The organism is Ignavibacteriales bacterium, assembly GCA_026390575.1.
In the GTDB taxonomy this organism is placed as follows: Bacteria; Bacteroidota; Ignavibacteria; order UBA10030; family UBA10030; genus Fen-1298.
The window spans coordinates 18,243-44,286 of the sequence record JAPLFR010000009.1 but is presented as its reverse complement, the minus strand read 5'-3'; the positions used below and the strand labels follow the sequence as shown (position 1 = coordinate 44,286).

At 41.4% G+C, this 26,044-nt stretch carries 26 protein-coding genes; 3 read left to right on the top strand and 23 right to left on the bottom strand.

Annotation, left to right across the window (positions count from 1 at the left end; genetic code table 11):
* Positions 1-8: 8 nt before the first annotated feature.
* The 4 genes from NTX44_08680 to recG all read right to left on the bottom strand — a co-directional run bounded on the left by NTX44_08680 (position 9) and on the right by recG (position 5,200).
* A complete protein-coding gene (locus NTX44_08680) occupies positions 9-482 on the bottom strand; it encodes a GNAT family N-acetyltransferase (GenBank protein MCX6121680.1) in 474 nt (157 codons plus the stop codon).
* Between the two features lie 4 nt (positions 483-486).
* The gene (locus NTX44_08675) at positions 487-1,575 is read right to left on the bottom strand and encodes an ATP-grasp domain-containing protein (GenBank protein MCX6121679.1); all 1,089 of its coding nucleotides are present in this window, start codon (positions 1,573-1,575) and stop codon (positions 487-489) included.
* 20 nt (positions 1,576-1,595) lie between these two features.
* Positions 1,596-2,693, bottom strand: coding sequence for an ATP-grasp domain-containing protein (locus NTX44_08670; GenBank protein ID MCX6121678.1), 1,098 nt, complete (start codon positions 2,691-2,693; stop codon positions 1,596-1,598).
* A 326-nt stretch (positions 2,694-3,019) separates the two neighbouring features.
* A complete protein-coding gene (gene recG, locus NTX44_08665; protein MCX6121677.1) occupies positions 3,020-5,200 on the bottom strand; it encodes an ATP-dependent DNA helicase RecG in 2,181 nt (726 codons plus the stop codon).
* A 196-nt stretch (positions 5,201-5,396) separates the two neighbouring features.
* On the opposite strand from recG, the gene NTX44_08660 reads away from it, so the two are divergent.
* Both NTX44_08660 and NTX44_08655 read left to right on the top strand, forming a co-directional pair.
* Positions 5,397-5,936 (top strand): hypothetical protein, encoded by a 540-nt coding sequence (locus NTX44_08660; GenBank protein MCX6121676.1) that lies wholly within the window; start codon positions 5,397-5,399, stop codon positions 5,934-5,936.
* A 428-nt stretch (positions 5,937-6,364) separates the two neighbouring features.
* Complete coding sequence (locus tag NTX44_08655; protein ID MCX6121675.1) at positions 6,365-7,120, top strand: T9SS type A sorting domain-containing protein; 756 nt, start codon at positions 6,365-6,367, stop codon at positions 7,118-7,120.
* 81 nt (positions 7,121-7,201) lie between these two features.
* Here NTX44_08655 and NTX44_08650 read toward each other — a convergent pair whose 3' ends face one another.
* The 18 genes from NTX44_08650 to NTX44_08565 all read right to left on the bottom strand — a co-directional run bounded on the left by NTX44_08650 (position 7,202) and on the right by NTX44_08565 (position 24,218).
* Positions 7,202-8,101: a tetratricopeptide repeat protein gene (locus NTX44_08650; GenBank protein ID MCX6121674.1), complete on the bottom strand. Its 900-nt coding sequence runs from the start codon at positions 8,099-8,101 to the stop codon at positions 7,202-7,204.
* 51 nt (positions 8,102-8,152) lie between these two features.
* On the bottom strand, positions 8,153-9,787 hold the full coding sequence (locus tag NTX44_08645) for a CTP synthase (protein MCX6121673.1): 1,635 nt from the start codon (positions 9,785-9,787) through the stop codon (positions 8,153-8,155).
* An 11-nt stretch (positions 9,788-9,798) separates the two neighbouring features.
* Positions 9,799-10,569, bottom strand: a complete 771-nt coding sequence (kdsB, locus tag NTX44_08640; protein ID MCX6121672.1) for a 3-deoxy-manno-octulosonate cytidylyltransferase — start codon at positions 10,567-10,569, stop codon at positions 9,799-9,801.
* Entirely contained in the window at positions 10,569-10,865 is a 297-nt protein-coding gene (gene gatC, locus NTX44_08635; GenBank protein ID MCX6121671.1) for an Asp-tRNA(Asn)/Glu-tRNA(Gln) amidotransferase subunit GatC, read from the bottom strand. The genes kdsB and gatC overlap by 1 nt, the downstream gene beginning before the upstream one ends.
* 8 nt (positions 10,866-10,873) lie before the next feature.
* Complete coding sequence (locus tag NTX44_08630; GenBank protein MCX6121670.1) at positions 10,874-11,584, bottom strand: lysophospholipid acyltransferase family protein; 711 nt, start codon at positions 11,582-11,584, stop codon at positions 10,874-10,876.
* 315 nt (positions 11,585-11,899) lie between these two features.
* A complete protein-coding gene (locus NTX44_08625; protein ID MCX6121669.1) occupies positions 11,900-13,162 on the bottom strand; it encodes a DUF1343 domain-containing protein in 1,263 nt (420 codons plus the stop codon).
* Positions 13,163-13,174: 12 nt separating this feature from the next.
* A complete protein-coding gene (locus NTX44_08620; protein ID MCX6121668.1) occupies positions 13,175-13,861 on the bottom strand; it encodes a hypothetical protein in 687 nt (228 codons plus the stop codon).
* Between the two features lie 25 nt (positions 13,862-13,886).
* Entirely contained in the window at positions 13,887-14,471 is a 585-nt protein-coding gene (locus NTX44_08615; GenBank protein ID MCX6121667.1) for an RNA methyltransferase, read from the bottom strand.
* Positions 14,471-15,436, bottom strand: coding sequence for a DMT family transporter (locus NTX44_08610; GenBank protein ID MCX6121666.1), 966 nt, complete (start codon positions 15,434-15,436; stop codon positions 14,471-14,473). The genes NTX44_08615 and NTX44_08610 overlap by 1 nt, the downstream gene beginning before the upstream one ends.
* Positions 15,411-15,950 carry a hypothetical protein gene (locus NTX44_08605; protein ID MCX6121665.1) on the bottom strand — a complete coding sequence of 180 codons (540 nt, stop codon included), beginning with the start codon at positions 15,948-15,950 and terminating at the stop codon, positions 15,411-15,413. Before NTX44_08605 ends, NTX44_08610 begins: the two co-directional genes overlap by 26 nt.
* A gap of 540 nt (positions 15,951-16,490) precedes the next feature.
* Positions 16,491-17,186, bottom strand: a complete 696-nt coding sequence (locus NTX44_08600) for an ABC transporter ATP-binding protein (protein MCX6121664.1) — start codon at positions 17,184-17,186, stop codon at positions 16,491-16,493.
* Between the two features lie 30 nt (positions 17,187-17,216).
* Positions 17,217-18,443, bottom strand: coding sequence for an FtsX-like permease family protein (locus NTX44_08595; protein ID MCX6121663.1), 1,227 nt, complete (start codon positions 18,441-18,443; stop codon positions 17,217-17,219).
* A gap of 13 nt (positions 18,444-18,456) precedes the next feature.
* Positions 18,457-19,368, bottom strand: a complete 912-nt coding sequence (locus NTX44_08590; protein ID MCX6121662.1) for a DNRLRE domain-containing protein — start codon at positions 19,366-19,368, stop codon at positions 18,457-18,459.
* Positions 19,369-19,549: 181 nt separating this feature from the next.
* Positions 19,550-20,725: a helix-turn-helix domain-containing protein gene (locus NTX44_08585; GenBank protein MCX6121661.1), complete on the bottom strand. Its 1,176-nt coding sequence runs from the start codon at positions 20,723-20,725 to the stop codon at positions 19,550-19,552.
* Positions 20,726-21,188: 463 nt separating this feature from the next.
* Complete coding sequence (locus tag NTX44_08580; GenBank protein MCX6121660.1) at positions 21,189-21,899, bottom strand: alpha/beta hydrolase; 711 nt, start codon at positions 21,897-21,899, stop codon at positions 21,189-21,191.
* 235 nt (positions 21,900-22,134) lie between these two features.
* A complete protein-coding gene (locus tag NTX44_08575; GenBank protein MCX6121659.1) occupies positions 22,135-22,644 on the bottom strand; it encodes a hypothetical protein in 510 nt (169 codons plus the stop codon).
* Between the two features lie 174 nt (positions 22,645-22,818).
* Positions 22,819-23,007 (bottom strand): hypothetical protein, encoded by a 189-nt coding sequence (locus NTX44_08570; GenBank protein ID MCX6121658.1) that lies wholly within the window; start codon positions 23,005-23,007, stop codon positions 22,819-22,821.
* 80 nt (positions 23,008-23,087) lie between these two features.
* Positions 23,088-24,218: a VCBS repeat-containing protein gene (locus NTX44_08565; protein ID MCX6121657.1), complete on the bottom strand. Its 1,131-nt coding sequence runs from the start codon at positions 24,216-24,218 to the stop codon at positions 23,088-23,090.
* 43 nt (positions 24,219-24,261) lie between these two features.
* Here NTX44_08565 and NTX44_08560 point away from each other — a divergent pair, with 43 nt between their 5' ends.
* A complete protein-coding gene (locus tag NTX44_08560; GenBank protein MCX6121656.1) occupies positions 24,262-24,555 on the top strand; it encodes a hypothetical protein in 294 nt (97 codons plus the stop codon).
* Between the two features lie 144 nt (positions 24,556-24,699).
* On the opposite strand, the gene NTX44_08555 is transcribed toward NTX44_08560, so the two are convergent.
* Entirely contained in the window at positions 24,700-25,740 is a 1,041-nt protein-coding gene (locus tag NTX44_08555; protein MCX6121655.1) for a hypothetical protein, read from the bottom strand.
* Positions 25,741-26,044: the final 304 nt, after the last annotated feature.

The window sequence follows — 26,044 nt, the reverse complement described above, 5'->3', positions numbered from 1 at the left end:
CTTGCTCCTTAGAAGTATTTAGAATAGATGACGAGGTCGTCATCCTGTGCATAATAATCTTTGATCCGCGCCGCTTCTTTATATTGATGCCGAAGATAGAATCGTCGAGTTGGTTCGTACTTCGGTTGTGATGACGTTTCAACAACGAGCAATTTTCCGCCCATCGTTTTCACGTGCTCTTCACAATGTTCAAGTAATTCATGGCCAATTCGCTTTTTATGCATACTTGGATGTACGGCGATCCAATACAAGTCATACGTTCTTTGCGTCATCGGTGTAGGCCCTGCGCAATAATATCCCTGGATTGTACCGATTTCATCCACATAGGAAAAAAGAAAATAATCATTTTGCTCTTTGTCGTTTGCAGCAATATCCATCAGTTCCACTGCGACAGTAACTTCTTCTTCACGAAACACACCGGTTGCCCGCACAATTTCTGCGAGTGGTTTGATATCTTCTTTTTCAAACTTTCGAATCGGCATACCGTTAACGCCGCGACCGCTCAAGTGCGGTTTCTACTATTTTCACAATCATATCGTCAAAAGTCATTCCAGCCGTGCGGGCTGAACGGGCAAAACCAGCATCACATGAAATATCCGGATTGGGATTCACTTCTAAAACGTACGGTGTATTCGCAGCATCAAGCCGGATATCTACGCGTGCATAATCTCGAATTTCCATTAATTGATACGCACGCAATGCAACTTCCCGCACGCGTTGTTCTACACTTGGCTCAAGCTGTGCCGGGCATGTTCCAACAGTACCATCATATTCCGGCGAACCCTCAACCCATTTAGCATTATAGGTGACAATCTTAGGATAGCCAGACGGTAATTTTGAAAAATCAATTTCAGAAATCGGCAGCAATGTCGGCTGCTCGTTACCGATGATGGCAACATTCAATTCTCTTCCTTCAATATATTCCTCCACAAGCGCCGGTTCGTTGAAGGTTTTTAAAATATAGGCAATCTGCTTCTGAAGCGATTGAATATCATACACTACAGATGAATTCACAATACCAATGCTCGCATCTTCGTGAATTGGCTTGACAATAAATGGAAAGTGTAAACGTGCGTCATCGATATGGCAGGCTTCAACCTTCGCGGAAATGAGGTGCCGTGCGGTCGGTATTCCATGTGCCTGAAGAATTTCTTTCGTGCGGACCTTATTCAAACATGTCCCTAGTGCAAGCGTTGCGGCTCCTGTGTAGGGAATATTCATCAATTCATAAATGCCGGCAACGTGCATCTCGTGAAGCGATTCTCCCATCAGTGATTCGCATAAATTGAATATAATATCAGGTTTTTGCACTTCTATAAAATTAATAAGACGTTTGATGTTGCCATCAATATTAAAGAGAGAAGTACGATATCCTTTATGTTGAAGCGCTTTTTCAACTTGCTCACGCTCTTCGATTACGCCAACTTCCGACATATCAACTAAATAACTTGGCATCGTGCTAACTATTTCCGAATGAGTCGCAAGGGCACCCACCTGTCCTTCTGCAGATATGAACATCCGCCCTTTCTCTGTCGCAATAGTCGGCTCATTAAAAACAACTGCAATATGTGCCATTTTGATCATCATTTATTCAATTAACATAAGTTATATCGTTTAATCCCTGCATTTAACACGGCGTTAATCATCGTGTTGTAATCCATGCCTGCCGCTCTGGCAGCTTGTGGGAAGCACGAATGTTCTTCAGGATTTGGCAATATTCCAGGTAAAGGATTCAATTCCAGCACATTTGGACAACCCTGATCATCCAATCTTATGTCAATTCGACACCAGTCTCGACATCGTAATACTCGATAAGTATCACGGCATATATTCTCAATTTCTTTCTGAAGTTTCAAAGAAACCTTAGCCGGACATTCATGTACATCGATGGGATTCTCTATTGTATCCCAAATCCATTTCGCCTCATACGAATAAATAGGATTGACATCTTCAGGAAGCGAATCGAAGCGAATCTCTACAATTGGCAATACTCGAATGTCGGAGTCGTTACCAAGAATTGCCACTGTGAACTCGCGTCCTGTTAAGAATTTTTCTACCAACGCAGGTTCTTCATACTCCTCAATGACTCTCTTGATCTGACGATGGAGTTCTTCAGTGGTGCGAACAACGGATGCATTGTAAATTCCTTTACTCGATCCCTCATGTAAAGGTTTCACTATGCAAGGCAGAGAGATATTGAATTCCGATAATTGATGAAGAGTATTAACGACAACGAATGGTGGAGTTAGAATTTTGTAATAGGAGAGAATTTCCTTTGCTCTCGACTTATCGAGACAAATTCCAAGAGTGAGCGAATCAGAACCAGTATAGGGAATGCCCAGCATCTCGAGAATCGCTGGAATTTGTGCTTCACGCGATGGCCCCCGCAATCCTTCAGCAATATTGAAAACTATGTCAGGTTTCTTTTGAAGAAGTGCCAGGTAGGATTCCTCGTTTGCTTCGATGAGAGTAATATCATGATGCAATTCGAGTGCTGTCTTCACGGCGAGAATAGTTTCTTCCGTGTCCCATTCTGCGTATGTGTCAGCTTTCGTCTGATGAAGTTCTGTTTTTACTGCGACGGATTCTTTTCTTCCGGTGTATCTATCCGGATCACCATCGTCTTTCGAAACTTCATCTACACTTTCCTTCTTCACATTGTAGACGAGAGCTACGTTCAGTCGCTGTAGCAAGCGGTAAGATCAACCTTTCACTTGTTGAACTAATCAACTTTGCTGTTTCAATGAACAACAAATGTTGATACTAATATAATCCTTTCTATCTTGTTGTCAAGTTTTTTCACTCGTTTTACTGATAAAATCTTTGCAGCGCATGAGCATGACGAGAAGAGAATTTTTAAGATTTATGATTCTAGATTTTGGATTTAGGATTTTAGATATGAGATATACGAATAGAAGATTTAAAATAATATCTTGTCGATAGTTGTTTCTGCTTTCTGCTTTCTGTTTTCTGCTTTTCTGCTTTCTGCTTTTCTGCTTTCTGCTTTTCTGTTTCTGTCTTATCCTATTTTTCCCAACGCAAGAATATCTCTGAACTCATCTTCAAAATGTTTTCGAATACATTCGTTCGATTTCTTTCGAAGATGCGGATCATTCTTAATAAGATCGAATGCTTCTTTTCGTGCCTTGATGAGCAAGTCTGCATCATCAATAAGATTTGCAATGCGAAGCGCCGGCAATCCACTTTGCAGTGTACCAAAGAATTCCCCAGGCCCTCGTAATTTTAAATCCACCTCCGCTATTTTGAATCCATCAGTTGTCTGCACCATCGTCTCTAAACGTATGCGGGCGTGTTCCTTTTCCTCATGCAATTCCAGCGCCTCCATTCCTCTTGCGTGTGCATCGAACCAACTGTAGTTTGCTATAAGGATACAGTAGGATTGATCGGCTCCGCGGCCTACACGACCGCGGAGTTGATGCAATTGTGCCAGTCCAAACCTTTCTGCGTTTTCAATAATCATGACGGTTGCATTCGCAACATCAATACCGACTTCGATGACCGTTGTTGAAACAAGAATTTGAATTTCACCTGCTTTGAACTTTTGCATCACTTCATCTTTTATTTCCGGTTTCATTCTACCATGTAAGAGCCCGAGCCGATAGTTCGGAAAAATAGTATTTTGTAGAAGTTCACACTCTTTCGTAGCGGCTTTAAGATCTATTTTTTCCGATTCCTCGATAAGTGGAAAAACAATATATGCCTGCCTGCCGCGATCAATTTCCTCCTTGACGAATTGATAAACTTTATTTTTTTGAGATTCAGTCCGAATTGCGGTGCGAATAGGTTTGCGGTTTGAAGGCAGTTCGTCAATTTGAGATATTTCAAGATCGCCATATAATGTCATTGCAAGTGTGCGTGGAATGGGTGTCGCTGTCATCACCAGAACATCAGGATTGAGGCCCTTCCCGCGTAATGTTGCACGCTGCATGACACCGAATCGATGCTGTTCATCTACGATAACGAAACCAAGCTTTGCAAATTCGACTTTTTCCTCAACTAACGCATGTGTACCAACCACAATATTTGCTCTACCATTCCTGATATCTTCCAGAACATCGTCTCGTAATATTTTTCGCTGCCCGCCAATAAGTATGCGGACATTGACTGGTAAATTGGTGAGAAACGATTTAAGAGTCTGATAATGCTGTTCGGCAAGAATTTCTGTCGGCGCCATAAATGCAACCTGCAAACCATTCTCAACAGCGATGAGTGCAGTGCAAATCGCTACTATTGTTTTACCGCTTCCAACATCGCCCTGCATAAGCCGATTCATTGGGCATGGAGATTTTAAATCATCAACAATTTCTCGCAGTACTCGCTTCTGTGCACGTGTTAATTCAAACTGAAGAGACTCTACGAGCTGTCGTGCAAGTGTACTTTCTACATTATATGTCAATCCGCGTAATTGCTGCTGTGCCCCGCGTTTGCGTAAAGCTAACATCAATTGGAGAAAGAACAGTTCCTCAAACTTGAGCCGTCGCTGTGCTTTTTCTAATTCTTGAAAATTGTCTGGAAAATGAATGGAACGTATTGCTGATTGTCTATCGCAGAGAGATTGACGAAGTAAAATGTCAGGCGAAATCGTTTCCTCAATTGCAGCACCATGGTGATCCACTGCATTCCGAATAATACGCCGAAAGCCGCGGCTGTCGAGTCCTACTTTTTCAAGTTCAGCGCTGGAACGATACTTTGGAATGATACCACCGGTGTTGAATAATTTGCCCCAATCGGGCTCGTCATCTTCAACACGTTTCAATCTATCAAATTGCGGATGAATGAATTGTGGACGCCCAAGTTTATCAAGCGTAGGAAGAGAGGAAAGTGCAAGTACCTCACCGACCTCAAACGCATCTTTCAACCAATAGAATCCTTCAAACCAAACACACGTAAGAAATCCGCTTTCGTCTTTCACTGTAAGCATAAATATCAATTTGTTGCTGCGCCTCGTGCGCCTTGCTTCTTGTCGATACACTTCGGCGAAGATAGTTACAGCTTCGCCATGTTCGACATAGCGTTTCAAATCAGCTATACGCACAATTTGACTACGATCTAAATAACCACGCGGGAAATACAAGAAAATATCTTTGATGCTATGGATACCGAGATTCGCCAACGCCTCTGCGCGTTTCGGTCCAACACCTTTAATATATTGAAGAGGCAGCTGTGAATTTATAGTCATAGTAACAATTGTCTCCCCAGAGCATTCCTCTACTGCATTTGTTTAACATACTGAATGAAGATAGCCAAAGAGCGAATGAGATTCAAATTTAACAACATATAAAATGGACAATAGTACGCATTACTTTCTGTTTGCATTTGGCAAAGTGTCTTCCTAACTTAATCCTAGTTTTTCACTCTATTAAAGGGGATTTGCTATGAAGCTAAATTTCAAGCCCAGTGTGCCAGCAATATTCTGTTTCATTCTTTTGAGCTGCATTCAACTCACCAAAATCCAAGCTCAAGATAATTCCACTGTCAAAGAGCCACCCGTTCCTGTCTATGTCATCTCTCCTTATCACGAAGACAGTCTCAGTGCCGCGTATGAAGAATCTATAAAGGGCATTAACTCATCAAATATCAGTACTCTCAAGAAATTAGATACGCTTCAACAACATGTTCAGAAATCATCTGCAGAAAGTACTGTTCATTTCATTTGGCTTTATACACTCGTGGCACTGCTTGGTATTATGAACATCGTTCTTCTTTTTTCAGCATCTCGCATTAAAAAAGAAGTAGCACAATTGAAGCGTTTTGAACACCAAAAAATGCTTTTAACAGCTGAAGCTTCTGCAATGTCACAGCCAACCCCTAAACTTCTAGAAACGTCGTTCAAACAAGAGCCGACGAAACTGCTGGCACCAGCGCGAATTCGTAAACCGCGGACAGCGAAACCGCGCATCAAAAAAAAGAAATAGGTTTTAAACCCGTATTTTTTAGACGTAACCGAAACGGCGAATTATAGCACCCTAAAATTCGCCGTTTTGTTGTAAAAACCCTGCCATTTAGCAATATCTGATTATCGAGGAATTGATTGCTTTTTCCCAGTATTGTTGGGTAAAGGGCATCGGTATGAAAAGACTTGAAGAGAATCAGACAAAATAATCCAAGCGAAAACATGCGCTAAAAACTTCTAAAAAGTTCAAGTCCCCATTTCAGGAATACAATGCATTTGTAGAACTTACAAAGTTAAGGCTATAATATTCACACTACGAAGTTCAAACCTATCTCGTTTTCCCCTTATTTATCAGGCATTTCCTCACTTTTTCATTTTAAAAAGTAAGCTTTCTTCGACTGGCACGTTGAGTGAACTTCTTTAGTAGAAGTTCAACGAAAGGTAACTAAAATGAAGATGAGCAAAAGATACTATCAAATTCTAATAGGCCTGTTAATCTCAGTCTCCATAGCATACTCTGGTAACAAACTAACAGTAGTGCGGACTGCAACGAATGCTCTCGAAGTCCAGCTCGCCAATTCTGACGCGGTTGCTGGTGTGCAGTTCAGTATGCACACTTCGTCCGATGTTGTGTTAGGTGAACTCGAACATGGCACTCGTACTGCTGAATCGCACTGGATTGTTGCTTCTTATAAACCGAACGATTCTACTGTCAATGTCGTAATCTTAAGTTTAGAACAAAAAGCTTTTCCGATTGGTCAAGGCGCACTGGTAAGATTTCCTATTTCTTTGATCAATCCGTTAGATAAGAGTAATGCATCCTTAGCTAATGTTATGGTCACGAATAGTCAAGCTGATAGTCTTGGTGTAGCGATTAACAACTTGGAATGGAGTAACAACTCTACTCTCGCATCAAACAACGATTCGAAATCGACTCTGCTCGGTCAAAATTATCCTAATCCATTCAACCCATCTACACGAATTGCCTATCAATTACTTAAGGCAGCACAAGTGCAATTAAGTGTATATGACATTACAGGCCGCGAAGTGAATCGCCTTGTTGATCAATATCAACCAGTTGGTGATTATAGTGTAGAATGGAGCAGCAATGCAACAAGCGGACAGAAATTGTCATCAGGCGTCTATTTCGCCCGACTCATTGCAGACAACGAAAGTGCAACACGTAAGATGATTATGACAAAATAATTTTAACGTACGTCTCTACGCGATCGCGTTTGGTGGAAACGTGATCTATTGAGACATCAATGGCGCTCCTGAGGTTTCCCCTTACTTCAGGAGCGCAAGTTTTTTCTCAGCCATCTGTTTAAGACTTCCTTGAGGATATATCCGCAGCATTTTTTCGAAGGCCATTTTCGCATCTCGTTTTGCTCCCTTGCGTTCATAGCACTGACCAACCATAAAGTATGCGCCTTCTGCTTTTTCGGAATGAGCATATCCAAGTACTTTTGTGAACTCACTGAATGCTTGATTGCTTCTCTTCAAGTTGAAATAACATACGCCCATCCAAAAATGATAGCGGTCTGCTAGATTTGGTTCAATTTTCCGATCCAATAATTTCCTGAAGGCAGTTATCGCTTTTCCATACTGTTTGTTCTGATAGAGTCGGATCGCTTTCCCGTAATTTAATGAGGCACTGAGATGCTGAGACACAGGTTGACGCACTGGAACCTGCTGAACATGAGCCGCATCGGAATGATCGGCAAGATTTGAACGATATGCACTTTGATCCTGGGAAAGAAGTTTCAACTGTTCAATAACATCGTTAAGCCGTTGGTTCTGATCTCTCATCATTTCCACCAGCATTTCATTTGAAATGCGATCGCGAGTTGCAAGAAGATCACCAAGATTGTTTGAACTCTTTGAATTGTCGGCAATTTCTTTATCGGTCAATAGATTCAGTTTCTGAACTACATCATCTAATCGTTTATTCTGCTGTCGAAGCATCTCCATAAGTGAATCCGTTAAGCCATGATCAGTTCGTGTAACAAAGCGTTCAAGAACCATGACAGGAGCTCCTGAGTCCGGCTTCTGATATGCGATCTGACTCACCGGTTTAAAATAATAATCATCCTTTTGGGCTTCTTCTAATGTTAACGAACATGCAACGAATACAGTTGCCATAATAACCGCCAGCAACAACCGGAGAAGAATAGTAAATTGTTTCATGTGGATCACCCCTCAATACGTATTACCTTGCGATAACGAAATCCGTCTCCATTAAGATTTACTCTGTACCTGTTGACTCTTACTATTGTCTTTTACTGCCTTCACGAAACCGACGAACAATGGATGTGGAGCGACCGGACGAGATTTTAATTCAGGATGAAATTGGACTGCAACAAACCACGGATGATCCGGCAATTCAATAATCTCGACGAGATCGTTATTAATATACATACCGCTAAATATCATGCCATTATCCGCAAGTCTCTTCCTGAATTTATTGTTCACTTCAAATCTATGCCGGTGTCTCTCCGTTACCAATTCCTTCCGGTACGCGGCGTACGCGTTTGATCCTTTCTGAATTGTGCACGGATATGCACCAAGGCGCATCGTGCCGCCCAAGTTCCGCACCGACTTTTGTTCCAGCATCATATCGATGACGTTATGTTTCGTCTTTCGAAATTCAGTGCTGTTTGCATCCTTCATTCCGCATCTGTTTCGCGCAAATTCGATGACAGCGCACTGTAATCCAAGGCATATTCCAAAAAATGGAATTTTGTTCTCCCGTGCAAATCGGACAGCATCAATTTTTCCTTCAATGCCGCGGCTGCCAAATCCCCAAGGGACCAGCAACCCTGCAGCACCTTTTAAATATTTTTCAGCACCATAATCTTCTACATCTTCGGCTCGAATCCAATCAAGCTGAACTTCGACATCATTCTCTGCGCCTGCATGGACAAACGCTTCAGAGATGCTTTTATAGGCATCTTTTAGTTCAATATACTTTCCGCAAACGGCAATACGGACCTTGCCGGTGGGTTTTTTCACTTTATTTACGAACCGAAGCCACTGTTTTAAGTTAGGTTTATCGCATTTAATATTTAATTCCTCAATGACAATTCCAGGAAGATTTTCCTTCTCATACATAAGCGGAACTTCATAAATAGTTTGAACATCTCTTCCTTCAATGACAGAACGGGTTTCTACATTGCAGAACAAGGCAATCTTTTCTTTTAGTTCTTTCGATAACGGTTTCTCGGTGCGACAGATGAGGATATCCGGCTGCAATCCGATTTCGAGAAGCGTCTTCACACTATGCTGTGTGGGTTTGGTCTTTATTTCACCTGCTGCTTTAATATATGGTATCAGCGTTAAATGAATATTAATTGCGTTGCGCCGTCCGACATCGTGCTTGAACTGACGAATAGCTTCGAGGAAGGGTAATCCTTCAATATCACCGACAGTGCCGCCTACCTCTACAATAATGACGTCATATTTACCGGTCTTGGCAAGATTCCATAATCGTTTTTTGATCTCATCTGTGATATGTGGAATCACCTGAACAGTTGCACCGAGATAATCGCCGCGCCGTTCTCGTGAAATCACTTCAAAATATACCTGACCTGTCGTCGTATTGTTTTGACGAGTCATATTCTCGTTGAGAAACCGCTCATAATGGCCAAGATCTAAATCTGTTTCAGCGCCGTCTTCCGTTACGTACACTTCACCATGCTGAAATGGATTCATTGTTCCCGGATCAACATTGATGTACGGATCGAACTTCTGAATTGTCACGCGCAAACCACGCGCTTTGAGCAGCATCCCCAGTGAGGAAGCAGCGATTCCTTTGCCAAGCGATGAAACGACACCGCCTGTCACAAAAATAAACTTCACAGTGTTTCTAGCCATAAGTTTCTCATCTATGTACCCGACGATGTATGCTCTAATATCTCAACCACGCGAGCAACATCTTCCGGTGTGTCAATTGGAATGCTTTCGTACGTTGTTATACCTGCTTTTATTTTATACCCTGCTTCAAGAATACGCAGCTGTTCTAATTTTTCAGCCATCTCCAATTGAGAAACCGGCAGCTGCGCGTACTGCAACAAAAACTCACGCCGAAATATATACAATCCGATATGTTTATAAAATGTTTGATGTTCAAGCCATTGTCTCATGTCCGCTTCACCGCGCACATAAGGAACTATGGAACGAGAGAAGTACATAGCATACCCGCCATCACTCAGCACCACTTTTACTATATTCGGATTTAGTAATTCTCCTAGTAAAGAAATTTGTTTTACTAATGTTCCTACCGGTGCAGATGTGTCGTCAAGAAGAAGTTGAATTCCCTGATCGATCATCTCCGGCGCAATCAATGGTTCATCGCCTTGGATATTAACGAAGATATCACCTGCCACGTGCAATGCGACCGCAGCAACGCGATCACTTCCGCTTGCTATATCCGGTGATGTAAGCATCACATCACCGCCAAACTGCAGTACAGCTTCTTCGATGCGAACATCATCAGTCGCAATCACGACACGATCCAGAAGTCGGGATTTTTTTGCCTGCTCATATACCCGCTGCACCATTGGTTTGCCGCATAAATCCACCAACGGCTTTGCCGGCAGCCGGTGCGATGCATAGCGCGACGGAATAACTCCAACAACAATCGGTTTCGCGGGCATCAGGATTTCTCACCAATTACTTTTGGCACTTTGAAAAACTGTTCATTCTTTTCCGGGGCGTTCTTCAACGCGTCCTCAGTCGATACACCTGGCTTCACTTCATCCACACGGAATACGTTGCTGAGTTCTATAACATGCGAAAGCGGTTCAACATTGCTCGTATCCAGCGAGTTTAATTGTTCCATGTACTCTAAAATTTGGTTCATCTGGTGCGTGAATTTTTCTTTTTCTGCATCCGAGAATTCTAACTTCGCCAGCGTGGCTATATGTTCAACATCTTTTATCGTTACTGCCATACATCATCTCACGATTGATCAACATAATGTTTTTCGATTGCTTTATGTACTTGGTCCATCAATTCCAATTCATCGGTTTTGCTTTGAAGTCCGTCTGTGAGAATTGGTTTTTCTAGTACCACTGAAATATCTGCCTGCTTGACGATGAAAGATCCTTTCGGCATAATTCCGAATGTATTATTTATGGTCATCGGTACAACTGAAACTCCAGATTTCGCAGCCAGTGTGAACGCCCCGCGCTTGAACGGCTGTAGTTTGCCGTCACGTGTCCGGGTTCCTTCTGGAAACAAGATGACCGATTGACCGCTGCGAATAGTTTTCACTGCCCGTTCGATACTTGCCATTGCATCCCGTGGATTCGATCGATCAATCATAATAAAAGGCCCATAGCGTAACGCCCATCCCCAGATAGGTACCCACGTCAATTCTTTTTTAAAAACAATATTCGCTTTGCCATTCAAAGCCACCAAGACTGTTGGAATATCAGCCATACTTGCATGGTTCGATACGAAAATGTACGGCTGATGGAGATCAATATTTTCAAGTCCCTTCAGATGTACTTTAATACCAAAAGTCCACAGAATGCATTTTGACCATGTCCAGGGACACCAGCGAAAAAAATCTCCTTTCCTGTCAAATGGAATAGAACCAAATGCCAATAATGAAAGCAGTAATGAAACGGGAAATAGAAAAATTAATTTCGCAATTGTTAAAAACAACACAGGCTCCTTTCTTGAACAATATCCAAGAAAGCATATGCTTTACGCCGATGCCGGCGACAAATTAATTTTGGAGATGGTGCAGGGGACTCGTATTCCGTGGAACGCGGGGGGAGAAAATAAACTTGGACTTTCAGGTCTGAAGAACCTGTTTCGATTCGCTCCATGGACTCATGTTTATCTGGGTATTCATAATGAATTCATTACTAAAATAGGAAAGCCTTGCATGAAATGCAACGGCTGTATACGGATTTTCCAAGCCGAGACAGAAATCAGACAACCAACATTAGCACACTGAAAAAGCTGTTCACGGCACTATTTGTATAAAAGATATTTCTCCCGCTTCACCATAAACTGCGCTCGCATTTGGTCGATTCTATGAAGAATTTCTTCAACCGAAGTTCCATTCTGAAGCGCACGCCGAATATCATCTGTTCCAACAGCTTTATCAAACGAATTGATTCTCTCCGGCTTTGCACGATCAAAAATATTATTATCTGGAAAAAGATGAAGCAGCGCTTCAAGTATGGTAATCTGCACTTGAGTCATGTTCAATATCGACCGGTCGATAACGTGTATCTGCACGCCTTTGTACCGAAGTCCTGTCGTGTCTTTGTAGAATGGGATATAGGAAATTGGACGGAACTGGACACCAGGTAAATTAAAGCTGTTCAAATAACGGGCAAGAGCATAACCGTCAATCCAAGGAGCACCAACCAATTCAAACGGCAGCGTGTACCCGATCCCTTGATTTGCTGTGCCAAGTTCCCCCAAAAGGCCGGTAAGCACAGCAAAGATAGTCGTAAAAGAATGAGGAATATGCGGGGATGTCGGAACCCACGTTAAGCCGGTTTCATCCCACCACAGAGAGCGCTTCCATCCTTTCATCGTTACAACCGTGAGATCACATTTACTCGCCGCACCAGACGAGCCGCCGTTGTTGAGCCATTGTTCTCCGTTTATCATCTGTGCTAATTCGCCAGTGGTCATTCCATAGACATACGGAATTGGATACTCGCCGATAAATGATTTAAATTTTGGTTCTAACATCGGTCCTTCTACTCGTTCGCCTGTTAATGGATTCGGTCGATCCAGAACAACAAACTTAATTCCATTTTCCGCAGCGGCTTCCATCGCTAATCCCATCGTTGATATGTACGTATACGAACGTACACCAATATCCTGAATATCATATACAAGCACATCTATGCCTTGCAGCATTTCCTTTGTCGGCCTGCGCGTTTTTCCATAAAGCGAGTACACCGGTAATCCAGTTCTTGAATCAATGAAACCGTTGATTTCTTTTCCCGCGTCAGCATCACCTCGTACACCGTGCTCTGGACTGTAGAGCGCAACGAGCTTCACTCCGGGAGAGTTGAACAGCACATCAATCGTGCTTTTCAAATCTGACGTAACACCTGTAGCATTGGTAATAAGACCAACCTGTTTACCTTTCAGGATGTCAAAGCCGCGTTCACGCAGAACGTCAATTCCCGGCTTTACTTTTGGTTCCGCAGAAAATAGTTGTAACGTGAATAACAAAACGAGAAATGGTATTGAAGAATAATTATATTTCATTTTAAAATCTATTCAATGAGAGTTTGGATTTTTTGTTAGGAACACTATTTGGATAACAATATAGACAAGCAATGCTGCAATCCCTAACGAAAGTATCCAGCCGAGAACTGTTACCGGTGGATCGATAAGAAGAAAGAGTACGAACAGGAGCGCAGCAAGCATCGCACTTCTTTGAATTCGAGCAAGTGATTTAGTCGATTGGCTGTTCTGTTTTTTCCCCCTCGTTTGCTGATTCACATATTCTCGGGCGGCAGTTATTTTTGATGATTTTGTTTCATACGGCAGTGGCTTACCGTCAATCTGCCAGTTTTTTATCCAGCTCAGATCAGAATAGAACTTCATCAAACGAGCAAAGCTTTCGGCGTCCATGGCAAAGAACGTATCTGAATATTTCTGCATGACATCTGCGGCAGTTCTTCCAACAAGCATCTTCAGCAAATCCATCGACTTTTTTACCGCAGATTGAAATTCTATCGAAAGCTTTTCGAATCCCTGCGCTTCATAACCGATTTGATTCATCACGTCTTGCGTGCGTACCAAAAACTTTGTTTGAAAGATCAATTCTTCAAACTCGTTTGTCAATCCAGTCTGAATAGTAATTTGAAGTATTTCACCGACTTCTGAAGGATAGTTCAACTTTCTTTTACTGAACACCTCAAGGTCGGCTACAAATTCTGCAATATCGGGACGAATAGTCATTTATTTGTCATTCATAATTCGTTGATCATTGTTTCATCGCCCAAATCTTGAGAAGCTTTGTTAATTCTGTAATAGAATATTTTGATTCATCGTACTGTCCCGAGGCAATTCTTTGGCGGACGATTTCAAAGAGAATGACTGCCGTAGCAACAGAAACATTTAAACTCTGAATCATTCCGAACATGGGAATCTGGAGAATACCATCTGCTAACTGAGCCGCTTCCGACGACACTCCTTTGTGTTCATTCCCCACAACAATCGCTATTTTCTTTGTCATATTGATTTCGAACAATGACTGTGCCTTTTCTTCAAGATGCGTTGCATAAATCGTAAATCCTTCTTCGTGTAACTGTTTGTAACAATCTTTCACATTTTTGAATCGGCGCAGTTCAACCCATTTTTTAGCGCTCGCCGAGCTTTTTTTGCCGATGCCTGGAAAATCTGTATCTGTATAGATCAACTGTACTTCCATAACTCCAGCTGCATCGCATGAACGAAGTACAGCGCTGACATTGTGCGGGTCGTGAATATTTTCCATCACGACCGTCATATCCGGCTGACGATGCCGCAGTACTTGTTCTAAACGATTCAGACGACGTTCTGTTCTCATTATTTTTTTATCTCAGAGTTGGATTTCCACATCATATTTTTCATCAACATTGGATGTGCTTGTAATAATCCAACCGCCGCTACTACCAGCACTGCACCAAATAGTTGTATCATACTCAGCGATTCGCCAAGAATAAGAAACGCAGCAATAATTGCAATGACGGGTTCTAGAATACTGACTATTCCAGCGGTAGATGCATCTAATAACTTCAAACCCGATGCGAATGATATTTGTGGAATAAGAATTGATATAATGGCAAATATCCAGAACATTCCCCAGTCACTGTATGTATAATTCTTCGCAATAATATCCCAGGGCGGATTGATGCACAACCAAAAAATTGCAGAGAAGCCGAACATATACATGAGCATCGTCCAGACGGAATAACGCTTCAGCAGCTGCTTCGTCGCCACTACCTGATATGCAAACGTGAATGCCGACACCGGTCCGGTGATGATCGCCCAGCCTTTCAGGTTTATACTTTGCATCGAGCCGGCAGTTACCGCAAAGTAACAGCCGATCAGCCCAAGGACGAGTGAGATGAATGTAATGCGATCAAGCGTATCTTCCTTAATGACAAATACTGAATACAGCACAATCCAAACCGGCGCAGTGTATTGGACAAGGATTGCCGTCGCGACCGATGATTCCTTCGCGGTGAAATAGTAAGTATAATTTGTCAATGAAATACCTACGACACCTAAAATTCCAAGTTTCCATAAGTCTGTAAGATCAATTTTGAATACACTTCGATCCTTGAGAAGAAAATAGAAAAGTAAAAGTATGAAGGTCAGCGACGTACGCGTCTGTGCCATGATCAGTGTATCAAAGCGCGTTACAATGAGATATTTTCCGATCGGTGCCGAACTTCCCCAGAAAAGCACGGCAATCATCAAGAGAATAAATCCGCGGAGTGTGTGTGAGCGGTAAATGGCTGTTTTAGTTTTGGCTGCGTCCGAGGTCATCAGCAAGGGTTCTGTAAAAATCTGCCTGCTTCTGATCTCCATGCATTTGGTAGAGATACGATAATCTATGCAGAAGCGTTTTTTTGTCTTTTACAAGATTGATACCTAATTTTAAAAATTCCACAAGCCAATAAAGCGGCGGAATATTGAGTTCCGGATCATGACAATCGGCAGCATCAAGGTACGGCTGAACTTCTTCCGGCTTCGCCACCGCGGCCTTGCGATAGTACTGCATTGCTAACTCAAAGTTATCAGACAAGGAATATGTTGCCTCGAACACACTTGCTAACCACATATATGTTTCATAAGCAAGATTTGGAAATTCCTTCGCAAGTTTTTCGCCGAAGAGGCACAATTCATCGGGACAGAGTGCAGAATTCCAGAAAAGAAGCCGGTAAAGTTCTACATCTTGAATACCTTGCGTCAACGCATCTTCAAAAGCATCGAAGATCTCATTGAAATCTTTACCGTTTGTAAATTTGCTGCGTATTTCGTCTTTTGTAAATCGAGGCATCAAGTATGATGAATGATTGTATGAATGAAATTAACAAATGCTCCCTTGAAAGGCAAGGTATCTATGCGCATGTGTTATATTCAATCTTCACAACAATCCTGTACCGTCGGGGAGACGGCATACCTTATGCATTGATCAGAAGATAGATTCCAGTTAAAAACAACGTTTCGGAAGGATAATTTCTTCTTTGTCATCCCGTCCCGACTACCGAAAACATTCGGGATACGTGGGAATCCAAAATAACGCACTGCCCAAAATACGTTAAGGGTGAGATCACCTCGCCCCTGTTAGGGCTACGAATCCATGTAAAAGCTCATGCCTCACTTGAGTAGCATGAGTTTTTTCGTCTCGGTATACTCGCTGCGTTCCATTGCTGTGTGTGTAAGTACCGGCTGATAATTCTGCAGAAACGATGGTTGTTGTTTCTTGTCTCAAAAAATTAGATACTTTCAATAAGGCAAAAGGTCATACTGGAAGAATAAAAGAATTATTTATTGAGGATTGAAGAATGCTAAATCTACCCATCCTGTTCCGTATAAATCAATTTGTATTCTGAAGTCTTCCATCTTTTAAATAATATGTCCTATCGGCAACATTCAATGGAAAGTTACCATGTGTGGTGACTATGAGAGTGACTCCTTTTTTCTTTATTGGAGTCATTAGATAATCTATTATTTGCTTTGATGTCTCTTTATCGATTTCACCGGTGGGCTCGTCGGCAAGTATGAGGATCGGTTCATGGGCTAAAGCCCTTGCGATGGCGACTCGCTGCTGCTGCCCAATGCTGAGCTCTGAAGGCAGATGATCTTTCTCGTTTTCCAATCCAATATCTTCAAGTAACATTTTCACTTTCTTACACCGATATGATTTGGATAATCCTGTATGCAGGAGAGCGGCTTCAATATTTTCAAATGCCGTCCATGTCGGAATCAAATTAAAACTTTGAAAAATGATGCCTATCTTCTCACGCCGTATGAACGCTAATTGCTCATTCGTTTGGCTTTCTATAAGGCGCCTGGTAAATAAAATACTGCCAGAATTTGGACGAGAGAGCCCACCCAAGATTTCTATTAAAGTGGTTTTACCCGCACCGTTTTTGCCTTGAATGACCGCAATTTCACCTTGATGGACGATTAAATCAACTCCTTTCAAAACAGGCGTTGAACGGTTGTTGATTGTATAACTTTTTGTCAGATGATGGCACGTCAAAACAATATTAGATTGATCGATGTTCATGTTATAAATTATCCTGTGAACGGTTCTTGATCATAGACTTCTCAGTGCATCTGCAGGCTGCTGACGGGCAACCAGGAAAGCGGGAAGACTTCCTGCTATAATCCCTCCAACGAGTGAAAGAATAAAGCTGGCAATCGATATCCAAATGAGAATTGAATCATGGAATGAAATCATTTCTTCCCCTGATATTATAACAGGAACAAATAGCATGTACATAAGTGCAGTGAGACATCCGAATAATCCACCCAATGCAGCCTGTAAGAACGACTCTACTAAAAGTTGGGAAATTACATTTCGATTGCTCCAGCCAATTGACTTCAAAATACCGATCTCGCGTCTTCTTTCAATAATGGAAGTTAGTTGAGATTTCATCGACAGAATCAATGTAGCCGCTCCGATGATAATTATGAATGACCATACAGATGTTTCATTCAGTCCCATGACTTCCGCAGCCGGTTTATAACAACTATAACTGGAGAATGTAAGGGAAGGGAATAATGTTTTAATGGATTTTGATGCTGAATCCTGTACTTGGGCGTTTTTTGCTTCTACGAGTAAAACATTCGTTTGATTATGAATTGGGAATTTGTGTAAACGTTTATTGATTATTTTTTCAGCGTCGGCATATATCAAATAGATGTTTGCTTTTGCAGGACGGATACCGGCATTAACAATCCCTTTTACTGGATACAAAGCACCTGCGATTTCGATTCGATCGTTGACTTTAATATTTTTTAGAAGTGCATAAGATTCTTCAACTATAACGATGTTGGAATCCTTTACGGTCAGAAAACGCCCGGCAACGATATCACTTGGTGCACAACTCGTTGAGCCAACTGCTATTGTATCGTTTGGATTGAAACCTCCTATGGTAAATAGCTGATTGTCTTTTGGACTTCTCAATTGAAAAAGCAAGAATGGTGCAGCATCTTTCACAGAAGGAAGGTTTTTAACTTCATTAATGAAGCTTATGGGAATGAGATTCGTAGATATTCCGCTTGCAATAAAACCTTCGTTTTCTTTGAGTGATGTATCTTTTTTATACGGTGCGCACCCTGTGATGCAATCCGGCAAAAATGCAATAAAATGTGTCCCGGTATTATTTAATAAATGACCTGCTTTCTCTTTCGAATTGAAAAGATTGCTGCCCAGAACGATCATCATCGCCACTGCCAGTGTGTATCCGAAGATATTCGTTAACGTGCGTGTCTTTCTACGTCTCAATTCACGCCAAGCGCACGTAAATATATCATTCATAATTTTATTTGATTTATTTTATGAGTATCATTTTTTTTGTATCGTTAAAATTACCTGCTCGTAATTGGTATATATAAATTTCGCTCGTCAAATGACTCCCGTCAAAAAGTGCCTCGTACATTCCTGCATCCTGTCTCTGGGCGACAAGGGTAACGACTTCTTTTCCTAATAGATCAAACACTTTCAATGAGACAAATTCGTTGTGAGGAATTGAATATTGAATCTTTGAGATCGGATTGAAGGGATTAGGATAGTTTTGACCTAAATGGAAATCTAAAGGCCGAGATGCGCCCAAATGTTCAACCTTACTCGTCGTTGTGTAGATTATCGTTAACTTTGGCCGATTGGCGCTGGTTGACACATCGGATGAGCTGAATTCACAATCGCATTCTCCTGTTGTACCAATACAATGCCCATATACACCGTGATTTGTTGTAGTGTCCTTCATCCACTTTTGTACGAATTTTGTTATATCCACAGCATGCCATTGACCTGAAGAAGGCCAATTCGTTATCACAGAATCTTCGCCTGAATGATTGGGTATTGTAGTACATGTAACCTTAGTCTCTTCCCATTCTCCGGATATACGGTAGTATGCCATTTTACCGCTGATTGAACCATAAATAGTGTTACATTTTAACTCCATAATTGCATTGGAAACTGATATATTTTTTGGAAGCGACGAAAGATCCCACTGAATCAAAATACGATCGTAACATGCCCCATATTGTCCTTGATAAAGATTGGTTATTGGACCATTTGGATTATTGACGTTTGGCAGACAATCGCAGATGTAGGTATCTTTCCCCTCCGGTCCCGGTTGCAACGTAACTGTCTGTAAGTTTTGGGCATGCGCAAAACTGAAACAAGCTATCCAAGCTATAAACATAATAATTCCAGCAACAATAAGACTCTTGTTTTTCATATTGACTTCTCCTTGTAATTGAAAAAGACTCTTTGCTTTGAAGGAACATCCTGAAACCATTGATAATAATGCTATTGAAAATAGTCACTCAATGTTTTTCACGATTTAATTTGCAAATGCAAGATAATCTAGAAGGAACTATCTATCGTCCGAAATCCGGATTTCGGACATATTGGATGCACTACGAATAATTGGATGGTTCGTTGGTAGGGTTGTTCGATGAAGCTGAATAGTGACGTTTATATTCTTTTGGAGTCATACCGGTGTGCTTCTTAAACGCGGCATTAAAAACTGATTTGGAATTGAATCCCGCATCATATGCTAAGGCGAGTAATGTCAGATTCTGAGAGCCAGTGTCGAGCATCCGTTTCTTTATTTCTTCTATTCGATGAATATTGATAAAATCGTAGAAATTCTGATGTAGAGAAGAATGTATTGCTTGCGAAAGGTTTTTAACAGGAACATCCAATTTCTTAGAGAGATCTTCTACAGAAAGCGCGGGATCAAGATATGGTTTTTCACTTTGAATAAATGCAGATAGTTTCGTCACGATGCTGTTGCAATCGGATGGTTTCAATCGTGAAGCGGCATATTTTGGAAATACCTGTATTCCGGAAAAGCATATCGATTGTGCAAGCCCTTTATACGTTACAATTAAAGTAAATATTAGATTGATGAGGAGAGAAGAGATCAAGAGCCCGTTTGAAATAGACTGAGAGGATGCTTGAGAAATGCGGAGAATCCAATTTAAAAGGTCCATAAACCACATGGTACCAAATCCTACAAGCAGAAGATTGCACCAGAGGAGGTCGATTTTCTCGATGGATGAAAATAAATCCTTTAGACGTCTTCGATATTTTGTAAGCACGACTGCCGAAGCGATAAGATATGAAAATATCTGGATGTGCAGAACGATATGATGGCTCCAGAACTCGACATTTTTAACGGGCTGCTGAAGAAATTGGAACGTGCCGATTCGCAGAATATTTTTATCTAAAAAATATATAAACAGCGAATATATAACGAAGATGCAGAATGGTATTGTATGGAGAAGGTGAATAACTTTCAGTCGAAAATCTTTATAGCAAAGAGAGAGAATGTAGAGGTACAAAAAAGGCATGAGAAGGAGGTACGAAGAATTTCCGATGCTAAATAAGCCTATACACTTTTCCGGGGAAATCCAGCCGAAGCGGGAAAAAAGGAAGTGAGCGATCAGGAGTGCATTGGAAGCCATGAAGCCGGCTAAGAGCAGGTTGCTCAACCTCTTCCCTTTTTTGTAATTAAGGATGACGACTGTTAAAAACAGCAATTGGATGAGCGTAAAGAGAGAAATAAAATCTATCAGGTCAAGAGCCATGATAAGAATTTACATATTCTTTTAGATAAGGAAAATTAAAATTAGTGTACTCAGCTTTTAAAGCAGAATCAAGAAAGAAAAAGAATTACGGATGCACATCTAGCACAAAAGGGCATTGACAGCATCATAAACTGCATACTACCTCGTGAGTAATTTATATACTTGTTGAGCTTGCGAAATCCCGCTTTGTCCGTGGCTGACCAAAAAGAAAGAAAATGTCACCCCGAACTCCTGCCTGCCGAAGTGCATCGGCACGCAGGCAAGTGTTTCGGGGTCTAATTTTTTACAAAAACAGATGCTGAAACGAGTTCAGCATGACAACTCCGGACTTTTTGGTCAAACTCGAGACCGCGACAAAGTCGGGCGGGAACGCTTGCACGAATGAAATAGTAACACACTTCGTGTGTTTCAATCTCAGGCCTCCGGCTCTTTTTAAAGTTGCAAGATGATGTGCTCATACTGTTTAGACTTGAGCGGCAAGCCATTCGCAAAGGACCAAATGCGCCTTGCTGCTTGGATCTAAAAAATCCATGTGTCCTGCATCAGGCAACTCAACAAACTCGACACAGTCACCGAACGCTTGCGCAGCAGCAGCGTAACTTCGGGATAGGTCAATTGGCAGTGCTTCGTCTTTAACGCCGTGAATGATCAGCTGTCTTACACCAAGGGGCAGCAATTCAATTGGAGACGCGGCGGCATAGCGATCTGGATACTGACGAGGCGATCCGCCTAGAAATTCATTGACTGCACCTTTTCCTGCGTTGAGCTCGAACGTGCGTGCAAGATCGGTAATCGCTGCCAGACCAACTGCAGCAATAGGCTGGACGCGAACCAATGATGGGATATTTGAAGGTTTATTTCGTGCTGCGACCCATAATGCGAGGTGACCACCTGCAGAATGGCCAGCAACGATAACACGGTTCAAATCAAGTTCGATCCCATCAGTCACAAGTGTTGCAAGGTGATCTATCGCTGATGCAATGTCGTGAAGAGTACCAGGCCAACCGCCTCCGGGGGCGCCCGATCTTTGATATTCAATATTCCATACCGCATATCCCCGGGCTGCAAGGTCTTTCGCTATGGCAGAGAACTCATCGCGTCCGTACGGCATCCTCCAAAAACCACCGTGAATCAGGCACAGAACTGGAGGTCGCGATACTTGGGGTAAGTACAAATCGCCCTCTTGGCTATCCTGCGATCCATAACAATATGTATGAATTGAGTATGGCTGAGATGTCTTCTGCAAGTGTACGGATTCCTAATTGGTTATCAACCGCCTAACAGCCGACGGGCTCATACTATAATCTCGCTGTGAACATAATGGCTTTCTCAGAACGAGACCGCAACAAAGGTGAACGGGGAGCGCTTGGATATGGCGACACGTGAACAAAGTTAGATCTTGTGCCCTCTTAAAAGCTGAATATGTCGAACTCTATTCCAATCGCAACACTAATGGTGTAGTTTAGATATATGGATTTCTTGTCATACCATGCTTTAGTGAATGGACGAGGAGATATTCCATTCGGCTCGGCAGCATACCCGATCACCGTACCACCAGGCCATCCATGCAATTGCACTTCGCTGTGAATGACGCTGAAGTTCGTACTGAGCCCAATACCCGGCAACCAAAAGCTTCTGTCAAATGTGTATCTATGCCGCAACGAGCTATCATTAATGTAAGAACTTCTTTTCAAGCTTATGATTCCGGAAAGTTTTGCCGAACCGTGCTCCCAGAACAGGTAGCGACAGGAGAATTCAAGGTCACTACCTGACGCAGCTACAGGTTCTCTAATTTGGGAGCCATGGAGGCTGACGAAAAAGGATGTCCGTAGTTGATCCATTCGAATTCCAAGTGATAATCGAAAAAGAGCATTTGATTGAAACGCATCGTTGAAGACATTTGGACTCGATTCTGGCATTACAAAGTTTATAACCGTTTTCGGGCCTTCGGTTGTGCCTGTTGTATATGGAGTGAAGAATGTAAGTCCAATAACAAGATGATTTTTGTTCTCTTGGCGAGCAAGTGAAGTGCTGGAAAAAATCAATATTACGAATATGAAAAATGGAAAAACTTTTTTCATGTTGGCAAGAAGTTAAAAATCAAGTCTATGTTCTAATATGCGACCAAACCGATGGGCTCTCGATAAATCGGAATGCGGCACCCTGCCTTCGTGCCCGCCTTCTGCTAGCGTGCGGCGGACAGGCATGAATTTTGCAGTGAGCCTGATTGATAAATATTGTATCTCTATATAAGAAGTTGTTTCACGCTTCGCGTGAATCATTCTCAGGCCTCCGGCTGTCAGTGAGCGCATTTTAGAAATCCCGCGCTCTTTTTGCTGGGAATGCCTGGTTAGGCGGTTGCCTATTTATTATTGATTTGTAAATATACTTTAGTATTTTCATCTCCTACAATTATTAAGTCTAAAAGATTATCATGATTTAAATTACTAACAGCAACTTTATTTCCTCCGCTGCCGATGTCTATTTTGGAATTGTAGAAATGTCCGCCTTTATCGTTCAGAAAAATCTGATTTGGTTGGTTTGGACCATTTACCACAACGAGATCAAGGTATTGATCCTTGTTAAAATCACCGACTGCAACACCATAACCGTCATAGTCGCCAATACTTTGTGATTTGGAGAAATTACCTTTTCCGTCGTTTATCCATACTTCGTTACCTTTCGGTTTCTTACCCCAAGCTCCTTTTACAATAATAATGTCCTTATCTCCATCATTATCAATATCACAAACTGCTAAATCAATATTCTCTCCAACACCAATGTTTTGTCTGCTCTCTAAAAAATGACCTCTTCCGTTATTAAGCCATATTCTATTTGTATCGCCGTTGAGAACGATAGCATCTAAGAAACTATCGCCATTCACATCTGCTAACTTTACACGTCTTGCAGCATCCGATCTGCCTAACTTTTGACCGCTATTGGTAAAGTTACCTTTCCCGTCATTAAACCATACTTCATCTTCACCACCCTTACCGTTACTATAAGGATGATTTGCAAAAAAAATATCCAGAGCTCCATCGCCATTCAAATCTCCCAAAACAGCGCAGCTACTATTGGCTTTGCCAAATTTGTTTGCAGAACAAGTAAATTGGCCATAACCATTATTGATCCATAGACGGCTTGAATCCCCATTGTTCCAATCGCCGTTGGCAATAAACAAGTCAATAAATCCGCTTCCAGTAACATCTCCGTATGCCACACTCCATGATTTTGCTTCTCCAAAATCCTGTTTCGAATCAGCATAATGACCGGTTCCATCATTGATCCATAATTTGGATGGTAAGGGCTTATTCGATTTCCCGTTGGCGATAAACACGTCGACATTTCCATCATTATTGAAATCCACTAAAACAATATCATTACCTGCAGTATTAGGAATGGTTTGAGCCAGAACAAATTTAATAGAGTCTTGTGCGATTAGTCGAAAAGAAATAATAATAGCTATAAGAAAAACAATTACCTTTTGACTCATGTTATGCTACCTATGTTAGATTAAATTCGATGATTTCTGTATTATGACAGCCAATCAATATTTCCTGCAACCGCCTAACGGATGGCGGCTAAGTCCGACCCGATATTACATATCGGGACGCGATCGCGATCCCGCTTGGCGGGATCGGACTGCGGCACCCTACCTGCGTGCCGTAGGCACTTCCGCTTGCACTTCGTTTCAGCGGACAAGCCGGCAGGCAGGTGATGACTTTTGCGCCAGAGGCGCATGCGCCTTTGGCGCACAAAATATACAAAACGAACCAAGTTCATTCACTTCACTTTCAATTAAACACAAAACCTCTACCAGCCATGCGTAAAGTACTCACCCTCATTCCGCTTGCCCCGACGAAGTCGGGGTCAGCTTGAGCCGCTGGTTATACCGCTTGCATTTACTTTTAACTATTAGTTGACTGCCACCTTATCCTACATTGCGTGTGAACTGTATTATTGGCACTAGAATTTTATTGTTTTCTTTGTTTAAATAACCCAGCCCCAAAATTGTATCCAAGTGTATTTGGAATAATATGCAAATGATCAATTGGCAACGGTTCCCATATCTTATTGATCAACCTGAGTGATATATTACCTTCTTTAATAACATTATTCTCATTCATCGGAAATGTTACCGGATTTTCTCCGTCTGACGTATATATTTGATTGTTTACTACTACACAACTATCTAATGAGTATACAAATGAATTATTTATGCCTTTAGACCAAAAAATCTTACAATTTGAAGCTATATTATTCTTAAAAATAAAATCTTTATCTTGAGAATATGTGAAAATAGCGCTTCCAGTTGCACCATATATTATACAGTTTGTCATACTATTCCCGGTTTTAATACCATTTCCTGAATCGTGCCAATATACAACTGAATTATTTGCGTTATAAAAGATACAGTGATCAACTTTAACTGAATCTCCATGTGCAATAATACTTGCCTGAATTACAGAAATTTGTAAATTACCTAAAAACATACATTGCTCAACTACCAGATCTGTTTTTGCTTTATTAAACCGGGTAATCGGATAAAAGAATTTATTGTAACTATAACCAAGAAATTTTAATCCCCTTATCGTAACATGACTTTCATTAACATAAAAACTGGTAATCCAAATATCTTGCAGAAAAGCATCATCTGACATTATCTCTCCTGTTTTGGATTTACTTATGATCACCGGCATTTTATCAGGTGTCCATGTTGAAACGTCAGGAAGAATGTTTGCTTCAATTACTATCCTCTTATTAGTCATTGGTTTTTTTGTAGCAACTTCTATATGTTTATCTAAGACATAGATGCCCGGATTTATTTTCATAATATAGATATCATTATCCATGCTGTTAATTATTGCCATAGCTTTATTTATAGAATAAACCGGAGTCTTTTCAGTACCCGTGTTATTATCATTTCCTATATTACAATCAACATAAACTGCCTGTGCGTGAATTGTCAAATAGAAAACAAAAGTCAATAGATTTATTATTAATGGTTTTTTCATAAAATTACCTTTTTAGCTTTTATTAACATTATTTTGAATTTGTATATATAATTTTTACCACCAACTTCTAAAAGCGCAAGCGGTATAACGGATTGCGGCTAAGCTGCCGCGTGACCAACTTTAATTAACCACAAAACGAAAAGAGTTCATGCTGATGACCAAATATAATTTACTCAACCAACGAGGTACTAAAATGTTAATAATAAAAACATAAACCCACCACTCGCAATGCTTAACGTACTAGCCCGCCGACCAATTTCCTATAACTAACGGCGGGCGACGCTCATCCGGTCAGCTTGAGCCG